Annotated in this window: 20 protein-coding genes; all 20 read right to left on the minus strand. The window is 47.8% G+C overall.

Annotation, left to right across the window (positions count from 1 at the left end):
* Positions 1-5 precede the first annotated feature (5 nt).
* Positions 6-860, minus strand: coding sequence for an SDR family oxidoreductase (locus LI015_RS13795; protein ID WP_002567334.1), 855 nt, complete (start codon positions 858-860; stop codon positions 6-8).
* Positions 861-946: 86 nt separating this feature from the next.
* Positions 947-1,990, minus strand: a complete 1,044-nt coding sequence (locus tag LI015_RS13800) for a polysaccharide biosynthesis protein (protein ID WP_002567333.1) — start codon at positions 1,988-1,990, stop codon at positions 947-949.
* A gap of 15 nt (positions 1,991-2,005) precedes the next feature.
* A complete protein-coding gene (locus LI015_RS13805; protein WP_227125380.1) occupies positions 2,006-3,223 on the minus strand; it encodes a glycosyltransferase family 4 protein in 1,218 nt (405 codons plus the stop codon).
* Between the two features lie 94 nt (positions 3,224-3,317).
* Complete coding sequence (locus LI015_RS28245) at positions 3,318-3,452, minus strand: hypothetical protein (RefSeq protein WP_264468409.1); 135 nt, start codon at positions 3,450-3,452, stop codon at positions 3,318-3,320.
* A 274-nt stretch (positions 3,453-3,726) separates the two neighbouring features.
* Positions 3,727-4,332, minus strand: coding sequence for an acetyltransferase (locus LI015_RS13810; RefSeq protein WP_002567331.1), 606 nt, complete (start codon positions 4,330-4,332; stop codon positions 3,727-3,729).
* Positions 4,329-5,000 carry a sugar transferase gene (locus LI015_RS13815; RefSeq protein WP_054354193.1) on the minus strand — a complete coding sequence of 224 codons (672 nt, stop codon included), beginning with the start codon at positions 4,998-5,000 and terminating at the stop codon, positions 4,329-4,331. Before LI015_RS13815 ends, LI015_RS13810 begins: the two co-directional genes overlap by 4 nt.
* Before the next feature lie 24 nt (positions 5,001-5,024).
* Positions 5,025-6,296: a DegT/DnrJ/EryC1/StrS family aminotransferase gene (locus tag LI015_RS13820; protein ID WP_227125382.1), complete on the minus strand. Its 1,272-nt coding sequence runs from the start codon at positions 6,294-6,296 to the stop codon at positions 5,025-5,027.
* 558 nt (positions 6,297-6,854) lie between these two features.
* A complete protein-coding gene (locus tag LI015_RS13825; protein WP_227125384.1) occupies positions 6,855-9,167 on the minus strand; it encodes a hypothetical protein in 2,313 nt (770 codons plus the stop codon).
* Positions 9,164-9,652: an AfsR/SARP family transcriptional regulator gene (locus LI015_RS13830; protein WP_117625761.1), complete on the minus strand. Its 489-nt coding sequence runs from the start codon at positions 9,650-9,652 to the stop codon at positions 9,164-9,166. The genes LI015_RS13825 and LI015_RS13830 overlap by 4 nt, the downstream gene beginning before the upstream one ends.
* Positions 9,653-9,688: 36 nt before the next feature.
* Positions 9,689-11,821 carry a polysaccharide biosynthesis protein gene (locus LI015_RS13835; protein ID WP_227125386.1) on the minus strand — a complete coding sequence of 711 codons (2,133 nt, stop codon included), beginning with the start codon at positions 11,819-11,821 and terminating at the stop codon, positions 9,689-9,691.
* A gap of 56 nt (positions 11,822-11,877) precedes the next feature.
* Entirely contained in the window at positions 11,878-12,558 is a 681-nt protein-coding gene (locus LI015_RS13840) for a hypothetical protein (protein ID WP_002567325.1), read from the minus strand.
* Positions 12,559-12,646: 88 nt separating this feature from the next.
* On the minus strand, positions 12,647-13,654 hold the full coding sequence (locus tag LI015_RS13845) for an LCP family protein (RefSeq protein WP_002567324.1): 1,008 nt from the start codon (positions 13,652-13,654) through the stop codon (positions 12,647-12,649).
* 76 nt (positions 13,655-13,730) lie between these two features.
* Positions 13,731-14,531: a polysaccharide biosynthesis tyrosine autokinase gene (locus LI015_RS13850; RefSeq protein ID WP_002567323.1), complete on the minus strand. Its 801-nt coding sequence runs from the start codon at positions 14,529-14,531 to the stop codon at positions 13,731-13,733.
* Positions 14,532-14,533: 2 nt separating this feature from the next.
* Entirely contained in the window at positions 14,534-15,304 is a 771-nt protein-coding gene (locus LI015_RS13855) for a YveK family protein (protein ID WP_002567322.1), read from the minus strand.
* Positions 15,305-15,345: 41 nt separating this feature from the next.
* Positions 15,346-16,095, minus strand: a complete 750-nt coding sequence (locus tag LI015_RS13860) for a CpsB/CapC family capsule biosynthesis tyrosine phosphatase (RefSeq protein WP_128132326.1) — start codon at positions 16,093-16,095, stop codon at positions 15,346-15,348.
* Positions 16,096-16,468: 373 nt separating this feature from the next.
* On the minus strand, positions 16,469-17,386 hold the full coding sequence (locus LI015_RS13865) for a tyrosine-type recombinase/integrase (protein WP_002567320.1): 918 nt from the start codon (positions 17,384-17,386) through the stop codon (positions 16,469-16,471).
* A 160-nt stretch (positions 17,387-17,546) separates the two neighbouring features.
* Positions 17,547-18,029: a YbaK/EbsC family protein gene (locus LI015_RS13870; protein WP_227125390.1), complete on the minus strand. Its 483-nt coding sequence runs from the start codon at positions 18,027-18,029 to the stop codon at positions 17,547-17,549.
* Positions 18,030-18,090: 61 nt separating this feature from the next.
* Positions 18,091-18,903 (minus strand): tetratricopeptide repeat protein, encoded by an 813-nt coding sequence (locus LI015_RS13875; RefSeq protein WP_002567318.1) that lies wholly within the window; start codon positions 18,901-18,903, stop codon positions 18,091-18,093.
* Positions 18,900-20,123: a DUF5716 family protein gene (locus LI015_RS13880; protein ID WP_002567317.1), complete on the minus strand. Its 1,224-nt coding sequence runs from the start codon at positions 20,121-20,123 to the stop codon at positions 18,900-18,902. The genes LI015_RS13875 and LI015_RS13880 overlap by 4 nt, the downstream gene beginning before the upstream one ends.
* A 14-nt stretch (positions 20,124-20,137) precedes the next feature.
* On the minus strand, positions 20,138-22,702 hold a 2,565-nt coding region (locus tag LI015_RS13885), incomplete at its 5' end, for a DUF5717 family protein (protein ID WP_227125392.1).

Genomic DNA, 22,702 nt, shown 5'->3' on the forward strand with positions numbered 1-22,702 from the left:
GTCTCTCACAATTCATAGTGCGGATACATCTCTTTATGTGCTCTCATCCATAATGCCATTTCCGCAACCATCTGTTCATAATTGGGTATCTCAAAATCGTCCCCCAGCTTGGACGGAACAAGGGACTTGTCTGCAACTATGCCCTCTACCGGATTGATTGTTACAGAATTATCCCTCAAGTATTTATTGAACAGTTTCAACAATTCGTATTTACTGATAGAGTTATGAGGAACCGCATTATATAAGCCGCCCATGCGTTCTTTCGCTACATACTCCATTGTTTTTGCCAGTTGAACAGTTGTCTGTCCTGTCCACATTGCTTTTGTGAATCCATTGATGGTGCCACTTTGCTTCATAAACCAGCTCAATAATCCAATACCGCTTGCCTTAATATCCGGACCTACAATTGAATTACGAAGTGTAATATTCTTGTCATCATTCAACTCACCAAGCGCCTTTGTCCGATCATAAAAGGTTTTTCCATCTGGAAAATCAGACTCTAAATAATTTCCCTTTTCTCCAGAAAATACACAGTCTGTACTCATATGAACTACCTGTATCGATGTTCCCTCTGTTATTCCCGCCAAATAGTGCGGCAGGTAAGAATTCAAAAATACTGCACCAGGTTTGTTATTTTCTGCGAATTGATTTAAAAGTCCGACACAGTTGATGATACTATCAAAATTTCCTGAATCTATAACTTCTTTTAACTGAACCGTATTATATGCATCACCAATGACACTATCAAAATATAAAGATTTCTCCCTTGCATATCCTAATACTTCGTGTCCAGTTTCTTTCAAATAGACAGCAATTGTATTTCCTGCCATACCATTGCTGCCAAGTATTAAAAATCTCATAAATATTTGCTCTCCCTCTGCTGCATAGTGTTTTTTTGGTCTCACTTTTCTCTATTATTTATCTTCACTCACAGTGCACTATCACTCTACAGCTCGCTACCTTTTTGCAGTTCCTCTCTGATATATGCCAACTCTAGCAGTTTTTCTTTTACCTGCTCCACAGAAAGAAGATCCGTATTATTTGAATTAAATTCCGTTAATGTATTCCGCTCTGTATCTCCGTGAATAAAATACTTATCATAGTTCAAGCCACGCTTGTCACACGGAACTCGGTAGAAATTCCCCATATCAATAGCATGTGCGCATTCCTCATTGGTCAGGAGTGTCTCATACATTTTTTCGCCATGTCGGATACCGATAATTTTAATATCTTCTTTTTTGCCGCCAAACAAATCGCACACTGCCTCTGCCTGAACCCCAATCGTACAAGCCGAAGCTTTCTGCACCAAAATATCTCCTCTTTCTCCGTGTTCAAATGCAAAAAGGACCAAAGAAACCGCATCATCCAGAGACATAATAAAACGAGTCATGCCAGGATCTGTTAATGTAATAGCGTTCCCCTTACGAATCTGCTCGATCCAAAGTGGGATGACGCTGCCACGGCTACACATAACATTTCCATATCGGGTGCAGCAGATTTTTGTTTTGCTTATCGTGCGGCTCTTCGCCACAATGACTTTTTCCATCATGGCCTTGGAAGTACCCATTGCGTTGACCGGATAAGCAGCCTTGTCCGTTGACAGGCAGATAACAGTTTCTACACCATCGTCAATTGCCGCAGTCAACACATTTTCTGTTCCAAGAACATTTGTCTTAACCGCTTCAATCGGGAAAAATTCACAGGATGGAACTTGCTTTAGTGCCGCTGCATGAAATATGTAGTCTACGCCGTGCATAGCACTTTTAATAGATTGTATATCTCGGACATCACCAATATAAAAGCTGATTTTATCTGCAACTTCCGGCATTTTTGTCTGAAACTCATGACGCATATCATCTTGTTTTTTCTCGTCACGGGAGAAAATACGAATTTCACCGATATCTGTTTTGAGAAAGCGGTTCAACACTGCGTTTCCAAAGGAACCGGTGCCACCGGTAATCATTAAGGTTTTATCTTTGAATAAGGACATATTTAGTTCCTCCTCTTATTTGTTTAAATGCTTCACAATAGCTTTATATCCTACTTTCGGCGTATAATTCTCTTCTAAATATTTAAGTCCGTTTTCTTTCATTCTTGGATCAATATCTAAGTTAGCAATATGCTCCACCAGTCGCACAAAATTTTCTATCTTGTCACTGGTGCATTGCCATCCAAAACCATTATCTTCAACGATATCTCCAACATCTGTTGCCGGATCAGTACAGGTCAGCACCGGAATCCCCGCCTGTATGTATGCTAATAATCGAGACGGTGTATTCGGAACTGTAAATCTGTAGTCCAAGAAAATAATGCCACAATCACAGCAGGCAATCATTGAATCATATTCCTGTTTTGGCAATTGCCCCATCACTCTAACATGGGAGCAGCTTTCTTTTTCGACATACTCATCGAGATAATGCTTCTCCGTACCGCTTCCTACGACTAGGAAGTAGACATTTTTCATATCCTTACACGCTTCAAGACACTTCACGATAAAAGGCACATCCTGTGGTCTTCCAAGGTTTCCGCCATAGACAAAAATTTTCTTATCTACAGGTAACCCATATTTATTGCGCACCTCTTTCTTTCCATTATCAGGCAGCGATAAATCATACCAATCAGAACAGTTGGGACAAAACTCAATGATTTTCTTTTTATCCAACTCGTTATGTTCTTTCACATATCGTATATTTGCTTCTGATGTACAGCCAATCACATCTGAGAGCTTGTAGAGTTTTTGTTCTTTCAGGCTGAAATACTTATAAATCACGCCCTTAAGTCCAGTTTTCTTTAAGATCCCCAAATCAATGGAATTCTGGGGAAAGATATCCTTGAGCATGAGATAACTCAAAGCTTTGTCCCTTTTCTTGATATACGCAACAACTCTGGCTAATGTCACTGGCGGAGTAGAATACAGGACTAAATCAAATTTTGTGTTGGAATAGTATTTTTTTATAGCATTTATGAACTGCTGCCCTAGTAAGACTGTAGCAATACCCTTTTCAATAAGGTTGGTTTGCTGAATATTTCCTGTCCTAACTTTTAGAATTTCCCAGGAATCCTCTTTTACAATATGTGTCTTCTTATTATTCTTTCGTTCAATCGGAGACACAACATAAACAATATCTCCCCTTCTGACAAACTCTCTTAGAAGGTCTGGATATATTCCACGGTTTTCAAGATTCGTAAAACCCAATAATGTTAAAAATAGTATTCTTCTCATCGCAATGCTCCCAATATGAATTTCAAAATATCGTCCATCTTACAAATCACCCCAAGTCTCCACGGTGGGAATACCACGGGATTTCAGGTGCTTGTTACATCTCAAACTTATCAAAGCAGAGGTGCGCCGTCTCCTCATAAGAAACCAGCAGCTCCACGCCGATGGCCGCAAACTCCGCCCGATGCTTGGAGAGGATCTCACTTTCCGGGTCAATAAAGGTGGCAACCAACTGAATCTGCTCTTTTTGCAGATGCCCAGCAGCGTTTCGATGTACTCCGGTGCGTCAATCCGTGGCACCAGGTATGCCTTATCTGCCAAAGACGCCGCCAGTGCATAGGGCTATTGTCCGTCGAAATGATTTTCGATCCGACTTCAACGGACTGCTTGAAATCCTTGATCAACTCTCCTCGGCGACCAACACTGCACATTAAAATGTTCATGCCGCAATCCTCCTTTCAGAGAACACAGCATGGAGGCAAACGCTACTGCATTTTGCCCCCTCCCTACGCGATGATTTTTGCAGGGGTACCTACATATGTACCTTCAATAAACAAATTCTCAACTACCACTGTTCCTGCTCCTATCGTACAATTACTACAAATATCTATATTATTCTTCACCACAGCGCCAATGCCGATATGGGTATTATCGCCTACATGAACAGTGCCTCCAAGTGCAGCATTGGGAGATATATGGACGAAATCTCCCAGCACATTGTCATGCTCCACAATTGCACCAGAATTAACAATGCAATGCTCGCCAATTGTTACTTCGGCATTAACGATCGCGCCAGCCATAACGACGGTTCCTTTACTAATCTGAACTCCCAATGCAATCTGTGCCGATGGATGAATCAGCTTCACCCAATTGACATCGTGGCTCTCTGCAATTCGTCTGCGGATTGCATTGTTGCCAACAGCAATCACGAAATCGGTCTTGCCATCATTCAGTCTTTCTAAATCTTCGGATGTGCCTACAATTGGGAAACCAAGACATTTGCCTGTGGCATTATCATCCAGAAAGAGTATGTTCTCGTATTCGTTTTTCAGACCGATGTCAGCAATCACTTTCCCATGACCGCTAGCACCGAGAATTACCAATGTATTCATCCAACTGTTTCCTCTTCAGGCACTCCCATAAATTCTTCCATTGTAGCGGAAGTTTCGCTATTAATGCCCTCTCGTTTCAAGACCACCGCAACCGTTTTGAACAGAATCTTCACATCAAGCCAGAGGCTCATGTGCTCCACGTAGTAGACATCTTTCTCAAACTTTTCTTCCCAAGTCAGACTGTTTCTGCCGTATGCCTGTGCATACCCGGTTAGACCTGGCTTAACCTCATGCCGTCTAAGTTGTCTTTGGTTATACCTTGGGAGATATTTCATAAGTAATGGTCTGGGTCCTACACAACTCATACAGCCATTAAGGATACAAAACAATTCTGGCAGTTCATCTAAACTTGTACTACGCAGCATCTTTCCAAAACCAGTAAGGCGTTTTTCATCCGATAGCAGGTTTCCGTTTTCATCTTTTTCATCGGTCATCGTCCGAAATTTGTACATATTAAATATCTTGCCATACAGACCCGGACGCTCCTGTTTGAATATTACCGGTGAACCCAATTTGATTTTCACCAGAATAGCAACAAGCAACAACACTGGTGACAACACAAGAATTGCACATAACGAAAGAATAAAATCTAATGGGCGTTTTATATATTTCTCATAGATTCCCATCTTGTGTATTGGTTTCACTTCGTTCTCTAGTACATTTCCCACAAATAATCCCTCACCTCATTCAATCTATTCAAAGCAAGCTCTTATAATCTCAATCACAACATCCTGCTGTTCTGGTTTCATCTTATTGTCACTCGGCAGGCATAAACCTCTATGGAAAATATCCATACCGACATCTAATGGCATTCCATCCCTGCCTATAGCATCACCAGCGATATACGAATTTGTCTTTGCCCTTCCATTACCCTCTCTTGTGACAAATCCATTCATCCGGTAAATTGGCTGCATATGCATCGGCTTCCAGATTGGACGCCCTTCTGCGTTATGTATTGCAAGTGTATCAAGGATTTCTGTCGGACAGCTCTTTCCATGTTTTGGAATATATAGAGCTTCTCCCTCTCCCCTCACCTGCTTGCACATAGCATCCGGGTCGATAATCAAGCAGGACAGCCAATAGTTCGGCTCACTGTTTTCATACTCAATGGGATTCATCTGCACCGGCAGCCCCTTAAATCCAGCTCTGTATCTTTCATAAATTGCTTTCTTTTGAGCAATATGTTCACTCAGATACGGAATCTGACCACGTACTACACCGGCAATGACATTGCTCATCCGGTAATTGTAGCCAAGCTCCTCATGCTGATACCACGGCGCGTTTTCCCTACTCTGCGTACTCCATTTTCTGACTTTCTCGGCTTCTTCCTTGCTATCTGTCAGGAGCACTCCGCCTGCTGATCCAGTAATGATTTTATTTCCGTTGAAACTGCATATTCCCACTTTTCCAAAGTTTCCTGTTTGTTTTCCTTTATAGGTCGCACCAAGAGACTCTGCTGCATCCTCAACAATGACCGCACCATGCTTATCACAAACAGCCTTTATTTCATCAATTTTCCCCGGTGTACCGTATAAATGGGCAACCACAACAATCTTTACATCCGGATATATTTCGAAAGCCTTTTCCAGTGCCACTGGGTCCATATTCCATGTATCATATTCCGTATCAATGAATATAGGAATACCGCCTTCGTACACAACCGGATTGACTGTTGCATCAAAAGTCATGTCCGAACAAAAAACTTTATCTCCCTGCTTTACTCCTGCTACTTTCATCGCGAGGTGAAGTGCAGCCGTTCCGGCGGACAGTGCCACTGCATATTTGCATCCAATGATCTCAGCCATCTGCTTTTCCACTTCATTGATATTGGCACCAACTGTGGACATCCAGTTGGTTTCATATGCTTCCCTCATATATTCCAATTCTTCTCTGTGCATGGTTGGAGAACTCAAATACTGATGCTTTGAAATTGGCTTAAAAAAATTGTTTTCATTAATAAACATACTTATCTCCTTGTAAAATCAAGGCTTTCCTTGATTGACATGTTATATTTGAACATGACAAAAACCCGCACCAAAATTACTCTCTGATACGGGCTTGCCATATTCCTATAGGATTTTAGGAGATCTATTAAAATCATATCAAGATACTATTCTCTCATTAAATATGATAATCTGCCTATTGAACCCATAGGAACAGTTACAAGTTATCTTGATGAGATTAATTTCTTGACTGTTCCAGCCTATCACGTCTATTTATCATTTTCAAACTATCTAAATGACAACATGCCTATCCGAATTTTTTTCAGTGCAGGCTTAGTTAACTTCCTCTTATTTGTTTTCTCTGAATTGGTCTGGTTAACGAATAACCAAGATGACGGTTTTCCTCTGACTTAACAAGGCTGCCTTCCCAAACTTTGAGAATATCAACTACATCTTCTTGGTATTTTCAATTCACTTGACCTTCTCTGTATATAAGCCTGTGTTCACAATTTGCTAATTTCAGACGTAGGTTCAAGTCAACCCAGGTTACAGTTCTCTCAATACAAACAAGATTCCGCCCTAATACGACACCGTAGCCTCCGGCACCTCCAGCTCCGCAACCTCATCCGACCCGTAAACCTTAATACTACCGCCGGCCCCGGTCTCCCATTTCTGGCCATTGCCGTCAGTCACCTTTGTATTCTTCATCACTTTCCCGGCGGCATTTACCAGGCATTTTCCTTCCCCCGGAATGTCGAACACCTCATAGCGGGCAGCCTTATCCGCCTTTTGCATCTTCCCCTTGTAGTATGCATAACCGTCCTTGATACCCGTGATGCCCTTGCCTTTGATATCAAAATAATATTGTGAACGGGTGGCGCTGACGCCGTCATCCACCATGGCTTTACCCACCGCGCATTTCCTGTCCCCATCCTCTGCGCCGCAGTAATAAAAGTCGCCCTTTACCTCAACCAGGCCGTACTGGGCCGCGCCGAACATATCGAAAATGTAATACCCGTCACCGATTTTCTTTATCTCATAGCTGTCCTCGCCACCGCATACCGGTTTTCCTGTATTATCGAAGTAATACCACTCCTTCTGCCCTGAGCCGCTGGCATCCGGAGGTCCCTCCAACTTCAGCCAGGCGCTTTCCACCTTTTCTCCGGGAATATACTTCTTGTCCTTTTCTGTCTCCGGCTGGTAAAAATAGCGGTATCCCTTGATTTCAGGCACAGTACTGCTCATCTTCACCCAGCCAGGATACATGATGCCGTAGCTGTCAAAACAATAGGTAATGCCGTCCACATCCTTTTCCTGCTTACCGCTGCCGGAACGCTTCTTCTTGCCCGAAGTCGTACTGAAATAAAAGTAAGCATACTGTCCGTGTTCCTGGACATAATCCGCCACATCGGTATTATCCATCCAGGTTTCCGGTATCTCCAGCCATTGCCATCCCGCTGCTCTGGCGCCGTCCTCCGCACAGTAGTAATAAGAGCTCTCCTTGTCGTCATCCTCCGGAGTCTCTGTAAGCCAGCCCTTGCGCATAACGCCGGAGGCGTTAAAGCAGTAGTACTTCCCGTCTATCTTATGCCACTTGTCCACGATGACCTTTCCGTCGCTCTCTGCATAGTACCAGTTATTATAATCCGCATTCCTGGAGTCCAGGCCGCTGATGACAAACCATTCCTTTTTCTTCATGGCTCCGTCATCGCCCATATAACGCTTGTCACCGTTATTATCCGTTATCCAGCGTTTCCGGTAGTTCAGCCCGTTTGCATCGAAATAATAAGTCCTTTCCATTGCTGCCGTATTCTCTGCTGCCCCATCCCCGATTGTCTTATATCCGCCCTTTAACACCGCCCCGTCTTCCCCGGCATAGTACCAGCTCTCTGTCACTGCCTTGGTAACGCTGTTGACATTCTCAATCTTGAACCAGCCTTTATCCTGAAGCACGCCGTCTTCATCCAGGTAATACCGTTTCCCTTTGACATTGTCTATGTACCAGCGCTTCCTGTAATTCAGGCCGTTTGGATCAAAGTAATACCATTTTCCATCAATGGCTCCCCAGCCTCCCCGCCACAGCACGCCGTTTGAATCACCATAGTACCAATTGGTGTATTCCTGGCCGTTGGAGGATGTTCCGGTGATGGAAAACCAGCCCTTCATAAGCTCACCTGTGTCGTCCACATAGTAACGGTTGTCCTCCAGGTTGACCCAGCGCTTCCTGGGAGAATTGCCGTTTTTGTCAAAATAGTAGGTTATGCCGTCCAGCTCATGCCAGCCGTCCGTCAAAAGGGAACCATCCGGCTGGACGTAATACCAGTTCACATAGGGATTCCCCTTGCTGTCCACGTTCTCAGTGGAAAACCAGCCGGGCTCCGGTCTGACGCCCTCCGCATCCACGTAATATCGTTTATCCTCTGCCGTAAAAAAAGACGTTCTGGGTGAATTGCCTCCCGGATAGAAGTAATAATACCTTCCTTCCAGCTCATGCCAGCCGTTTACCAGGATTTTCCCGTCAGCCCCGGCATAATACCAGGCCGTGGAAGGCTTTCCTGAAGGCAGGCTTGGATTGGATGTGACGCTGAACCATTCATTTTCATAGCGGGAACCGTCCTCCTTTACGCGGTAACGATCTCCCCCTGCATTCACCCAGTTGTTGGTGACAATCAGACCGTTGCCTCCCAGATACCGTGGAGTGCCGTCCGCCCAGGTAACCCACCGGTTTACCACCTTCTTATCATGCTCCATATAAAACCATTGCTGCGCAGTATCCTGCTGCCATCCGTCCGCCCCATATACGGGCATGGCGGATATGACCAGGACCGCTGATGTGCATGTAACCATCTGCATCAATGTTTTCTTTATCTGCATCCGTGTCTTGATCTTCATCCAATCCATTCCTCGCTGTAAATTTCCCTACGGGTTTTATCGTTATCATTCATCCTGGCATAAATCTTATCCAGATATGGTATGGTGGCCGAGGCCCAGGGGTATTCCGCCATATATGTTCCTGTATAGGCTGTCATATAGGTTTCATTTCCCTTCACGAACTCATATAAATCACATTCAAACCATTCTGTATGAATGGAAAATATACCTCTTTTATGTATCAGCATTTCTTCACATCCATATTCCTCCAGCGTCTTTCGCAGCCGGTGATAAACCACTCTGATATTTCTCTTGGCTGTGCTCTCCTTAAGGTTTTCATATAAAATATGTACCACCTGCGCCAGAGACACACTTCCTCCTCTTTGATTGATAAGGATAGCCAGAAGTTCCTTGGATTTTTTGCTTGGAAAATAGATTACGCGGCCGTTAACAAATACGTCAAAACCATAAAATGTCTGTATATATACTTTGGGCTTTTCCGGCACACCGGCACCCTCCTTTGCGTGATGTGTTTCAGGAAACTAAATCCTGGTATTTTCCTTTTTTGTCATAGTTATTTCCTGTTTCTTACTGTATACTGCCATTGCATTATGAAGCGCCATCCTGCTCTTTACCGGAGACCCCGCTCCGGCCTTTGTATCATATCCGGGCTCCAGCCCGGTTCCTTCTCCATACCCAGGCTCCATTCCGGCGGCAGCCTGTGCCAAAACCTCGTCCTGGTCTGTCATTGCCTCACCGGCATCCTCTTTTGCCCTATAATGGTACTCCGGCACCAGCTCATGAACCAGCTCCCGTATATTATCCTTTTCCAGCCATGCGGCTTCATCCAGCCGTCCCAGTCCCCTCTCAAACCGATGGTAATCCATTTCAATGGGCTTCCCAATAAATATCCTTTCATTTCCGGTCCTCTGAAGTCCCTCTTCATCCATGAGAAGCTCCTCGTAAAGCTTTTCTCCCGGCCTCAGCCCTGTAAATTGGATGTCGATATCCCTGTAGGGTTCATAACCGGACAGCCGGATCAGATTCTCGGCCATGTCCAGGATTCGCACCGGTTTTCCCATGTTCAGCACAAATATTTCCCCTCCCATGGCATAGGCGCCGGCCTGCAGCACCAGGCTTACCGCCTCGGGTATGGTCATGAAATACCGTATGATATCCCTGTGGGTCACGGTTACAGGCCCCCCGTTTTCTATCTGTTTCTTAAACAGGGGAATCACGCTTCCATTGCTGCCCAGCACATTTCCAAAGCGGACCGCCACAAACTCAGTGCCGCTCTTTTGGTTGCACATCTGTATGACCATCTCGCAGAGGCGCTTGCTGGCCCCCATGATGTTGGCGGGATTCACCGCCTTATCCGTGGATATCAGGATGAAACGCCCGGTGCCGTACTGCATGGCTGCCCTGGCGGTCTTATAGGTGCCCAGCACATTGTTCTTGATGGCTTCGTTGGGGCTGTCCTCCATCAGGGGCACATGCTTGTGGGCCGCTGCGTGGTATACAATATCCGGCCTGTATGTGCGAAACAGGTAATCTAAGCGGTTGGTGTTGCGGACGGATCCGATTAGCACCACCAGATTCAGATCCGGAACATTACGTTTCAGCTCCTGCTGGATTTCATAGGCATTGTTTTCATACATGTCAAATATGATGAGCTGCCTGACCCCATGGCCTGCCAGTTGCCTGCACAGCTCGCTTCCTATGGAACCTCCCCCTCCCGTGACAAGGACCACCTTATCCCTTACATAGCCCATGATTTCGTTCAGATTGACCTGTACGGCTTCCCTTCCCAACAGGTCCTCTATCTCCACCTCTTTAAGCCTGGATATATTTACCTCGCCATTCATCAGCTGATAGACACCGGGCAGATACTTAACCTGACATCCTGTTTTCTGGCATATGCCCAGAATGTCTTTAATATCATCCACCGGCGCTGAGGGCAGCGCCACATATATGGCGTCAATACCCTTTTTCCTCACAAGCTCCGGTATGTCGTCCCTTGTACCGGCAACCACCACGCCGTCGATGAACCGTCCCTGCTTGTCCCTGTCGTCATCCACGATACACGCCGGGAATCCATGGATTTTCTGGCTGGCCTTCATTTCCCGGATAATGAGGGTCCCTGCCTGGCCTGCGCCTACCACCATTACCTGAGGCGTGGTGTCTTTTTCCCAGGCGCGGTTCATTCTGTTCACAGTCCTCTGAAGTACCTGAAAGCTGATACGGCCGCATATGGCTGCCCCTGTCATCAGGATAAACCACAAAAGATAATAGCTTCTGGGCATCCGCTGCCCGGATATCAATATACCTGCGGGCTGGGCCAGAGCGGCAATGATGCAGATCAGAACCACCTCCAGCATCTCCCGGGTTCCGGCAGAGCCCCACATGATGGCGTACAGGCGGCCACCATAAAATAAAAGGGTAACCACCGCCATCTGCAGCAGCCCGTATTTCCATAAGGCATGTACATACGATGCTGGTATGCTGTTAAAATCCAAATCAAACCTAAGCCCCAGAGCCAGACAGGCGCAGATCCATACTGCCGCCATGTCATAGGCCCAGAGCAGGCACATCCTCACCCGCTTACTGCGGGGAAGGTATTTATCCAATATGATTCTATCCCTGTTTTTTACGGTTTCTGCGTTTTTCACATTCACACTCTTCCCTGTTATCAGCGCTTTCGCTGTATCTTAACCGGACGTTCATCCGTCCCCTACTTTTTATATACAACAGACAGCGTACCGGAACCCGGCGCATTAAACCACAGCATCTTGGACCCTGCATCCACCCTGGTGGGTTTGATGAGCTGCCATGTTCCTGTCATGTTGTTGTAAAACAGAACTTCCACGTCACCCAGGCCGTCCAGCAGGTTTGGCACATAGAGAGGAACCTCCACCTGCCCTGTCTTCTCTGTGTTGGTGGCTGCATCCTTTGTCATAATTGCATGGGTTCCAACCAGGGCGTTATAACCTGCCAGGTCCAGTCCGGGCACTGCTTCGCTTAAGGGCTTCCCGCTGTTTATGCTGTTGATTGTGTTGACCACAGGCTCAGGCAGACCTGCCACTGCTGCGTTGGCGCCCTGTACAAATTCCAGGGCAGTATCACCTATCACTGCCTGACCTCTGCTGTTGGTCTCCACCGCATGTTCCCCTGCGGTCTGTCCCACCGCTATTCCCACTGCATTGTTTCCCTGTCCGGAACTGGTAACCGTGGAACCTGCCGATGCTCCACCCTTTATTTGATCCACCTTTTCCCCGATGTCATGGCTGCTTCCGTCGCTTCCGCCTCCCACAATGACCGGGCCTGTCCCCGGGCTGTTGGCTGCGAGTATACATGTGGCCTGAGACACGGTAAGGGCCATTGCCAGAGTTATGATTGCTTTTCTTTTTTTCATAATTTCCACCTTTCTTTTCCATCTAAAGGAAATTGCTTCATGACCAGTTTTTCGTTATTCCATCTCCTGCCCCTTTTAACTCCTGTCCTTATTCACGGGGCCTGTAGAACCAATCCAGCACGATTTCCATGATTTCCTCCTGATTCGGATGATATTCGTCGTAAATAACGGTCTCCACAGCTGTTCCCGGCAGGGTCACCATATCTGCATCTGTAAAATCCTGGTTCCCTCCTAAAAAATCAAGGGCCATATCCAGATACCGGTCTTTTGTCATGTCCGTTACCATGTACGGTTCTATTTCTTTCATCAGGTCCGGAATAAGGCTGTCGTCCAGCCTTGACTTGTTCCTGGCTGCATCCAGGAATCCCTTGATATATGTTTTCTGGCGTTCCATTCGTACCAGGGCGCTTTGAGCCCTGCCCGTATCCCTGTAGCGCACATATTTTTCTGCCTGTTCTCCCCGCAGGGTAACGGTCTGTCCCTGGACAAAAACAGGATCTGCCTGTTTCAGTCCCGGCTCTTCTATGGTAACGGTGACGCCTCCCACCTTATCATTGGCCAAAGGCAGGACGGACATGCTCACTGCCATGTATCCGTCTATGGACATCCCCCCCAGCAGACGGCTCACCGCCTCAGTCATGTACCTGCAGCTCTTTTCCCTTCCATCGCCATATGCATATGCCAATGTAAGATGCTGGATTGAGCTGCCCAGTTCGTTCCCGCTTAAATCCGTCAATGTGATTTCCGTCATGGTATCCCTGGGAATTACAAGCACCTTTATCCGGTCCCTGGCCGTATCCTGGGCCACCAGGAATATGCCGTCCGCCTGTCCGCCAAACCCTGCCGTCCTGGTCTCCTCCAGACTTCCCGGCCTGTCTATGCCCATGCACAGGATGGCCTTTATATATGTATTGCGCCGGTAGCTCTTCCCCTGATATTCCACTCCCCCGTCCGGTTCTGCCGGGGTGTTCCCTGCCTGCACGCGGTGCCACTGCTGCGCTTCACGGGACAATGCCTTTCTTTCCAGATACAACTGACCGGTTCTATAAAGGAACAGTGCGGTCAGAATGAAAACCAGGGCCACTGCCGTCCGCATCCGTCTCCTGCGGGTATAAGACCTGCCGCTTTTACGGTCCTCATGGGTGATACGACCGGTATTGGTTCTATGACCGCTATGTATCCTGTGATTGCGCTGTTGTGTCATTCTTTATCCGCGCCCCGCTTACTTCATTGACAGGCGGCGCTTTTCCCTCCTCATACCTGCCGTAGTGCCTGCCATATTTTCCATAATACTTGCCGCCGCGCCTGCCGTAATATTTCTCATAGTAGCTGTGTTCATATCCGCCGCCCACCCGGTTCAGCACGGCTCCCAGAATGCGGCAACCGCTTTTTTCCAGCTGGCTTCTCACTTTCTGGACCAGACGGTAGCTGATTGCCCCGCTTTCAATGACAATGACCGCCCCGTCGCATTGGCTGGCAATGATGGCTCCGTCTATGACATTCGCCATTGGAGGCGTATCTATGATGATGTAGTCATAGATTTCCTTCACGCTCTCAATCATTGTCTTAAACAGTTCATCCTCCAGCAGTTCAGCCGGATTGGGGGAAAAGGGACCGGATAAAACCATATCCAGGTTCTCCATGTCTGTTTCATAGCATATCTCCTCCAGGCTTTTCTGTCCGCTGAGATATTGGGACAGGCCGTTGGGATTCCCCTTGATTTCATACCGTTTGACCATGACGGACTTGCGGATGTCCGCATCCACCAGCAGTACCTTCTTGCCTATGTTTCCAAAGGAGGATGCCAGGGCAAACGCCGTCTCGCTTTTTCCCTCGTCAGGCATGGAGCTGGTAAACATGATTGTCTTAAGGCCGCTTCCGCAAAACTGGATATTGGTGCGCAGGGTCTTGATGGCTTCCTCGTAAAAATAATCCTTTCTGCCGGTATTTTTCAGATGTAAGATTTCGTCCACTCCTATTCCCCCCTTCTGTTTTTCTCTGTCTTGCGTTTTTTACGTTCCAGCTTTCTCTTGCTCCGGTTCCGCTGCTGTTCTTTGGCCATACCATCGTCATCCGGGACAGATGCCAGAACGCTCATGCCCAGGTATTTTCCCACATCCTCCTCAGAGCGGATTGTGTCGTTCATAATCACCTTAAGGGTTATGACGCCGCAGGCAGCTGCAATACATGCCAACCCGCCCAGGGCCGCGTTTTTCTTAATGCTGGGAGATGCCGGGGCTGCCGGCACCACTCCTTGTTCAATAATTTTGGGCGGTACCATTTCCATGATATCCCCTATGTAATCAGAGGAAGCATTGGCCACCTCGTCTGCAATGGCCTTGGCCCTCACCGGATCTGTATCTGATACAGTCATGTTCAGTATTCTGGTATCCGCTGGATTCGATATGCGTATCCTGGCTTTTAACTGTCCGTATGTCATATTCAGCCCCTGATTTTTTATGACCTGCTCCAACACCGGCCTGCTGGTAATCATGACGCTGTAATCCTTGGTCAGCTGGCTTCCTATCTGTAAATCTGCCAGCGACGTCAGGGTAGTCTCTTTGGAAAGGACATATACCATGGCTGTAGATGTATAAACAGGAGTCAATATCAGTCGGCTGTAAGCTCCCGCACCCAGGCATCCCAACACTGCAGCCAGAATGATTACCCATGCCCTTTTCTTAAATTCAAACAACAATTCCAGGAGGTCTATCTCCATGTCATCTTCTCTGTACCGCTTTTCCATCGTTCTCACATTTCCTTTATTTATATTTCCAGGCAGACAATTTACAAAACAGAGTCCCTCAGTATATGCTCCTGGTTTTGCCGGAGAAGCCGCTTGGCCATTCCCCCGGCGTCCTGTCCGTTCCTATCCTGCCTCGTCATCCACCTGACAGCCTCCTCCAGCTCAGGCGGACGTATCACTACCCCATGCATATCCGTAGCTATAAAATGAATGTTTCCCCTCAATATCTCCTTTCTGCACCAGGCTGCCCGTCTGTCAAAAAGTCCTCCTCCAAGGCTCCCGGCATTCATCTGCAGATATGCGCCGCACCTGGCCAGTTCTTTTGTCCTGCCCTTCTCCTTAAGGCAGTCATACCGCTCCGCATGGGCGATGACTGGCAGGTAGGATGACTGAACCAGCCGGCGGACCGCCCTGAACAGCCGCATATATCCGTCTCCCGGCAGGAACTCCACCAGCACATACCTGCTGCCGGCAAGAGTCAGCACCTTTCCCTGTTCCAGGAAGGACGGCAGTTCCTCAAAGTACTGTACTTCCTGTCCCAGACTTACCATCATATTTTCCGATATGGAAAATGCCGTCTCTTTCAGTCTTTTCATCATTTCCCTCAGTCTTTTTGTGTCCTGTCCTGATACATAATGGGGCGTGGCTATGATACGGGTAATTCCCTGTTTATACGCCTTGCAAAGCATTTCCCCGGTTTCCTCCCAATCAGAGGCCCCGTCATCTACACCCGGCAATATATGGGCATGTATGTCAACCCAGCCTTTTGTTCCTCCTTTGTCTGCCAAAATCACACCTCTCCTGCATGCTAAACAGGGAGGTTTCCACCCCCCCCCCCCAGTTTTGTATAATAATTTACTGTCCAATTCTTCATTGATTTTTTATCGTCTCTTATTATGTTTTCAATCCGGATACTTGTCCCATTCCTCCCTGCACCTGTGCCTCACGCGATTCCTCATTACAGCGGTTTTCCTGATACCACAGAATAAACATTCTGTGGTAAATATCTGATAAAATGAAATTAAATTTACTTTTTTGAATCCGTAACCTTGAATGAAAAACGAAATATGGATACCCAAAGACGCCGGAAAACCCTGTTTTTTGTTTCCGGCTTATGTGCTTTGAAGAAAAACATGAATATGTATATTGACTATTACTGTTTTTTTAGATATACTGTATAGAGTTTTTAGACCTGCAAGTAAATACAAGCGAATTATATACCACAGAATGTTTATTCTGTGGTAATTTGTTGATTACCCCAATTTTCAGTTTATTAAGAATTCTTTCATGCTCTTTTATACTGGCAGCCACATAAATACGCGTGGTTTCAATGGAAGAATGTCCCAATATGTCTGCCAGATGGGCCATATTCTTCTCCGCCGCATAAAAACTCCTGGCAAACAGGTGTCGGAAATTATGCGGAAATACCTTATCCTTTTTTACTCCTGCCTTTGCGCAAAGCTTTTTCATGGCATGGCAGATATTGCTTCTGTCCAGAGGTCGTCCGCTCCTGGTACAGAACAAGCTGCCGCTTCGTATGCCGTTCTTCCTGGCAAAAGCCTTCAGCTGGGCTGCCAGGTTCTTTGGAAAAATTACAATTCTGTACTTTCCCTTCATAAAGATTTCCGCCTTTCCTCTCATAACAGCTTCCACTGTCACATACCTTAATTCGCTCACCCTTATGCCCGTGCTGCATATTGTCATCATGAGATAGTAGAGCTGATATTTTCCCTGCCTTCCGGCTGTCTCCATAAGACGTTCATACTCCTTCTGCGTCAGTTCCCGCGTTTCATCAATATAGGCCCTTCTCTGGACCTTCAGAAATTTTACCCTGTACTCATACAGCCCTGTAAACTTAAGAAACGCGTTCACTGCCGACAGCTTGCCGTTGACCGTCTGTGGGCGGTACCTACTGCTGAGATAGGTGCGGTACTGAATCATCAGCTCCTTTCCAATCTCCCTTTTTCCTAAAAATTGTAGGAACATCTGCAATTCGTAGGTGTATTTACTGATTGTCGCATCAGACTTTTCTTCTTCTTTCAGAAAATCCAGAAATTGCTCCACCGTATATGCCATATCCATTGATACCTCCGTTTTTTTTATTATTTTACAAAACCAGGTTTTTTATAATATATAATGGTAAAAAGTCAATTGCCGGAAGCATCTCCTGGTATACCATGGATGAAATAAAAGAAAAAGCCGATTCCAGATAACCAGAATCAGCTTTCCAATCAAACTATAATTATATACTATCTTCCCCCCACCCTTTACAGACATCAATCCACCCAAGATACCCGGAAGCTGTCTCCAGCTCAGGTATCGTAAGCTTTACTGCGCTGCTGGCGCTGCCGCAGGCCGGGTACACCACATCGAACCGTTTAAGGGATTCGTCCAGATACACCGCCACCCCTTCCTTCACTCCAAAGGGGCACACGCCTCCCACACTGTGGCCCACCAGCTCTGTCACCTCGTCCGGCGACATCATTTTGGCCTTTGTATGAAACTGCTCCTTATATTTATGGTTGTCCACCTTGGCATCTCCTGCGGCCACTATGAGCACAGCCTTCTGGTCCGCCATAAAAGATAACGTCTTGGCGATGCGGGCCGGCTCACACCCCACTGCCTGGGCTGCCAGCTCCACCGTGGCGCTGGATACCTCAAACTCATAAATCCGATCCTCCAGACCGGCCTTCCTCAGATGTTCCTTTGCTATGTCAAACGCCATGATGTAATACCTCCGTCATTATCGTATTCTTAATCTCCAAACCGTTTCGCACCATATATACTCAGACCATCATCCGGTACTCCTGCTTCCACCTGCGCACCATCTCAGCCGCGCCGCTCATCCGTTTGATGGGATCCTTTTTAAATAATGCCCTGAGGGCCCTGACTTCCTCTGCCTGTCCTGCCTCCAGCGCGGCCAGGTCCATCTCCCCGCTCCACGTTCTCTTGCGCTCATCCGTAAACACGGACTGGTACTTGTCCTTCACATCCAGCTCCGGCGCAAAGACAGTGAGAAAATAAATGCGTTTTAACAGCGCATCATCCTTTCCCAGCTCATAGGCCTTGTCATAGCATCCCAGAGCCTTGTGAAACTGGAACATCATGGCATAACAGGCTCCCAGGTTGTTGTAGACCTTTGCCAGAAACAGGTCCTCCACCACCTTGTCCCTGGGGTATTCCAGAATTTTACTGTACCTGGCCGCTGCTTTGCCATACTGCTGCTGCCCAAACATGTAATCCGCCCTCTGCTTTTCATACTGGGCCGGATGCAGGGCCCGCAGAGCTGCTGTGGTCTGCTTGAATTTCTGTATTTCCTTGTCGCTGTAATAGTCGCATTCCGACAGGAAAAGGGCCAGAACCTCCTCTGGTCTGGTGCCGGTTTCCACCAGCTTCTCCATCCGCCCTGCCAGATAATCCATGTCCAAATCCTTACGGATAAAATCAACCAGCAGGTCATCCAGAAAATCATCCATCACCAGAACCGGGTGGTTGTATACGATATAACACAGCTCCTGGGAGGAATGGATATGGATTCCCAGCACATCAATATAATACGGATGTTTCACAGGTTCCTGCCTGCAAAGTATCAGGCTCATAAATTCACCTCTTGTTTCACCACCGCGCCGGAGGATGGGAACAGCTCCCCGAATCCCTTGTCGCGGATAGACATTGTCATGGTCCCTTCATCAGTAAATGCCACCTTAAGCTCTATCCTGGTGGTCTTTGGAGGGCGTTCCGGAAATCCGGCCAGCGGAATCCTGACCAGCTTTTTCTTCTTGGAGTCCAGCGGACTGATGATAAACTCAATCTCCTTCTGTCCGTCCACAATCAGATCCATGGAGCTTTTGGATTCATACCAGTTGTCGCCGTAGGAAGCCACCACCAGCTGGTTCTCCCTTCCCCTGCGCATGACCTTTAAGGACACCTCCGCCTTAAGCCTTCCCTCACAGATAAATACATAGGGATAGGAAGTCTCCTGATGGGTATAATCAGCCCCCTTGAAAGCTGCCCCCCTGGCAAAGAGACAGGGCTCCACAAACACCTTTCTCCGGTTGCAGATTAACCGCATAAATCCGCCGGCCCAGTCCTGGCGCTCAAATCCCTTCCCGGTCAGGAACACCGTGGAAAACAGCTTCCTGTTTAAAAGCTTCTCACCGCAGGCCGTCAATATCTTATCTGCCAGCCGGCTGCCGGAAGGCGAATCCAGGATGTCCAGATTAAAGGCCTCCTCCTGGTTCTGGGCCTCTGCCTGGACCATATTGCGCCGCATGCCCCTCTGCACCTTCATTTCATAATAGCACAGGCGTTCGCCGGACAGCTCAAACAGCCCCACCTGATTGGTCCACAGCTCTTTTTTCTGGCTCAGAACATAGTATATGAAACCCTCGGTATGGCTGATTACATGGACCCTGTCCCTTGGTATCTCCAGATAGTCGGCACAGTACATAAGGGTGTCAAGCAGCCTGCAGTCCACGCTCTGGAGGGTGATGACCAGCTGCGCCACCTCATCTGTACCGAATTCCTTCCTGGGATATCCTAACATCTTCTCTATGAACAGCTTAAGCAGCGTACCTCCGCCGTAGCAGATGCCTCCGATGGTGGATGTCCCATCCTTGGCCGCCATCTTAAGAAGTTTATCCACGATAACTCCCTCTCCCAGCAGGGTGGCCGCATAGGCTTCTTCCCCTGAGAGCCAGACTTCCTCTTCCTTCCTCCGGCAGATGACCGTAGGAATGGTCCACGACTTTTCTTTATCATAACAGCATATCTGGGTATAGTCGTCATTTAAATCCAGACCAATCACTAGACCGTCCATAGACAGTTCCTCCATTACTCCATGGGAAACAGCCTGCCAAGCGCCGCCGACTTCTTGAGATAATCTTCCATCGCGTTTAAAAGCCTGCTGTCATCCCTGTCTTTGATTGCTGCTCCCATCTCGTTCAGGCAGGCAAAACGGCTGTTCTCCTTTCCCTCCAGCTTATGGTCGCACTCCACCTGTCCCTCTGCCGCAAGCCTGCGGTGTCCGTCCAGATAGTCATATATCCGGTACTCCATGATTTCTCCCTCAAAGAGTACCTTTTGTTTCACAAAAATCCCCTGGTAAACGCGGCGGATGTCCTCGCTGTGAAATCCTGTTTCCTCGGGCAGAATTCTCACCTGAAGCTCCGGGTGGGCGTCCTTCCTTCCCCGGTATTCCACCATGGCCTTATCCATGATGTCCTCGGGCACCGGAATATGCTTTGACAGCTCTCTGGTATACGGAAATACCAGTCCTTCCTCCAAAAGCAGGGAGGTCATGGTCTTTAACAGTTCCGCATCCCCCCCATCCACCTTGTCCAGCGTGGAAAAATACCGGGTCAGGGCCAGCAGGTAGATGGTGGGCATCCTGTCCTTGTCAAAGGTATTGCCCACTGCCTGCTTCAGATATTCAAACACCCTCTGGTCCATATCCTTTTCTTCCAGGAAGTACTGGACACTCTTCTGGGTAAAATACGCCTTCACCACCATTTCCTTTGTGGTCTTTCGTTTCATGTACAGTTCAAACACGGAATCCATCTGGTCGCAGCAGCCGGTAAACAGCATCTGCCCCAGCAGCCGTTCCTCCAGATCATATGTCTCCACATGCTCCCTGACGCCCTGAATCAGGACCTCATACATCTGGGACACGGTTCCGTTGAAATGCTCGCACAGATAGTCCAGGATCACGCTGTCATAGCACCCCTGGCAGAACACCTGGTGGGACAGGCCCAGAAGCAGGTCGTCCTGGTCAAACAGGTTCATCAGTATGGTCTTGGTGCACAGCTTCATCAGCCGCGGCGTGGATATATACTGGCTTCCGTAATCCCGAATCATATTATAAGCTTCCCGCATATAATTCTGGCTGATTAGGGTCTCGCATATCTGCTGCCTCTGCCTGACAGCCATGGGCTTTTTATCAATCTGTACCAGATAAGCACAGTTGAATACACCGTCGCCGTCCTTATCCTCAGACGCCTTCTGACAGTAATAATCCGTCACTGCCTGCATCAGCCTGCCCTCAAAGGCAGGGCTCAGATGCATCTGCGTCACGATCTCTTCCAACAGCGCTGCCTCCTCGTCTGTCTCCACCCCGCGGTTCACGATGTCCCTGCATTCGGAAAGCTTGAGCATGGGATGGTCCGGATACACCTCATAGCACTGGGCCAGCAGCTCCGGACGGTCCATGACAGACACCTTCCAGTGTTTCACGTCCAGATACCGGTTGCCGTAGGCATCCTGGAACAGGAGGACGCTGCGCTCGGAAAACAGAGGCACATAAGCAGACTGGTCTTCCAGCAAAAATGCTTCCTCATCCTCCAGCTCCTCATAGCGGACAATGACATACTTCATCCTGGAATCCCCGCACCGGATACGGCAGGACTTAAGGATGCCCGGAAGAACCCTGGCCACCCGGCTGTCTATCATATCCTTATAAATCATGTGCTCATAAATAACAGCCAGGGAACGGTTGATTCTGGACTGGAACAGCTGTTCCATGGCAAACTGCTCCATATGCCTGGTGTAGTTCTGGTACAGCTCCGCAGAAGGGTTCATGTATTCCAATATGTTCCGGTAGAGCATCTGGCGGCTGTGCCCGTCCAAATCCTTATCATAGGAGAAATACAGCAGCACCTCCTTAGGCAGCAGGTGTCCGTAATCCTCCGGCAGGGAATAGAGGAAATACTCGTATAGCCTGGTCAGGTTTACTCCCTGTTCCAGGGCTTTCTCATACCAGGCAAATGCGTCCTTTTCCTTGCAGTCCCCCTTGATAAGCAGGCTGCATACGGCCTCCAGAATCTCCTGCTCTTCATATGTCTGATACAGCTTTGTGAATAAACGTTCCACCAGCTTCCTGTAGTGCTTAAGCCCCAGTGCAAGTCCCGCCGCTTTCAGAGCGGTTACACGGCTGACGATTCCTTTCTGTACACCCAGATACAGAGTCTGAATCTCAAAATCACCCAGGCGCACAAACAAATCCGGATGGGCTTCCATCAGACGGCAGGCTGATGCATAGAGGAACGGGCTGCAGCAGCCCTGATTGAACAGGGATGCCATGGACCGGTACAGCTCCAGTGGATTCTGTGCCATTGTTTCGTCCAACTTCACCAGCATCAGAAAGAGGTAAGGCCGTATCTCCCCATCCTCCCATAAAAGCTTGCGTATATAACGGACCAGTGATTCCTTCTGCTGGACAGACGGCTTGATTTCCAGGCGCAGATACTGGTAGAAGCAGTACAATTCCACCTGCTTTTCCCTGTGGGCCAGCACATGATCCCTGGCATCGTCTAAAGCCAGAGATGCATTGTCCTCCCTGCCGTTTAAATAATCTCTCGGAATCTCTAAGCCAGTAAATATAAGGCTTTCAGATTCCTTTTT

Origin of the sequence: Enterocloster sp. 210928-DFI.2.20 (genome assembly GCF_020554465.1) — a bacterium.
In the GTDB taxonomy this organism is placed as follows: Bacteria; Bacillota; Clostridia; order Lachnospirales; family Lachnospiraceae; genus Enterocloster; species Enterocloster bolteae.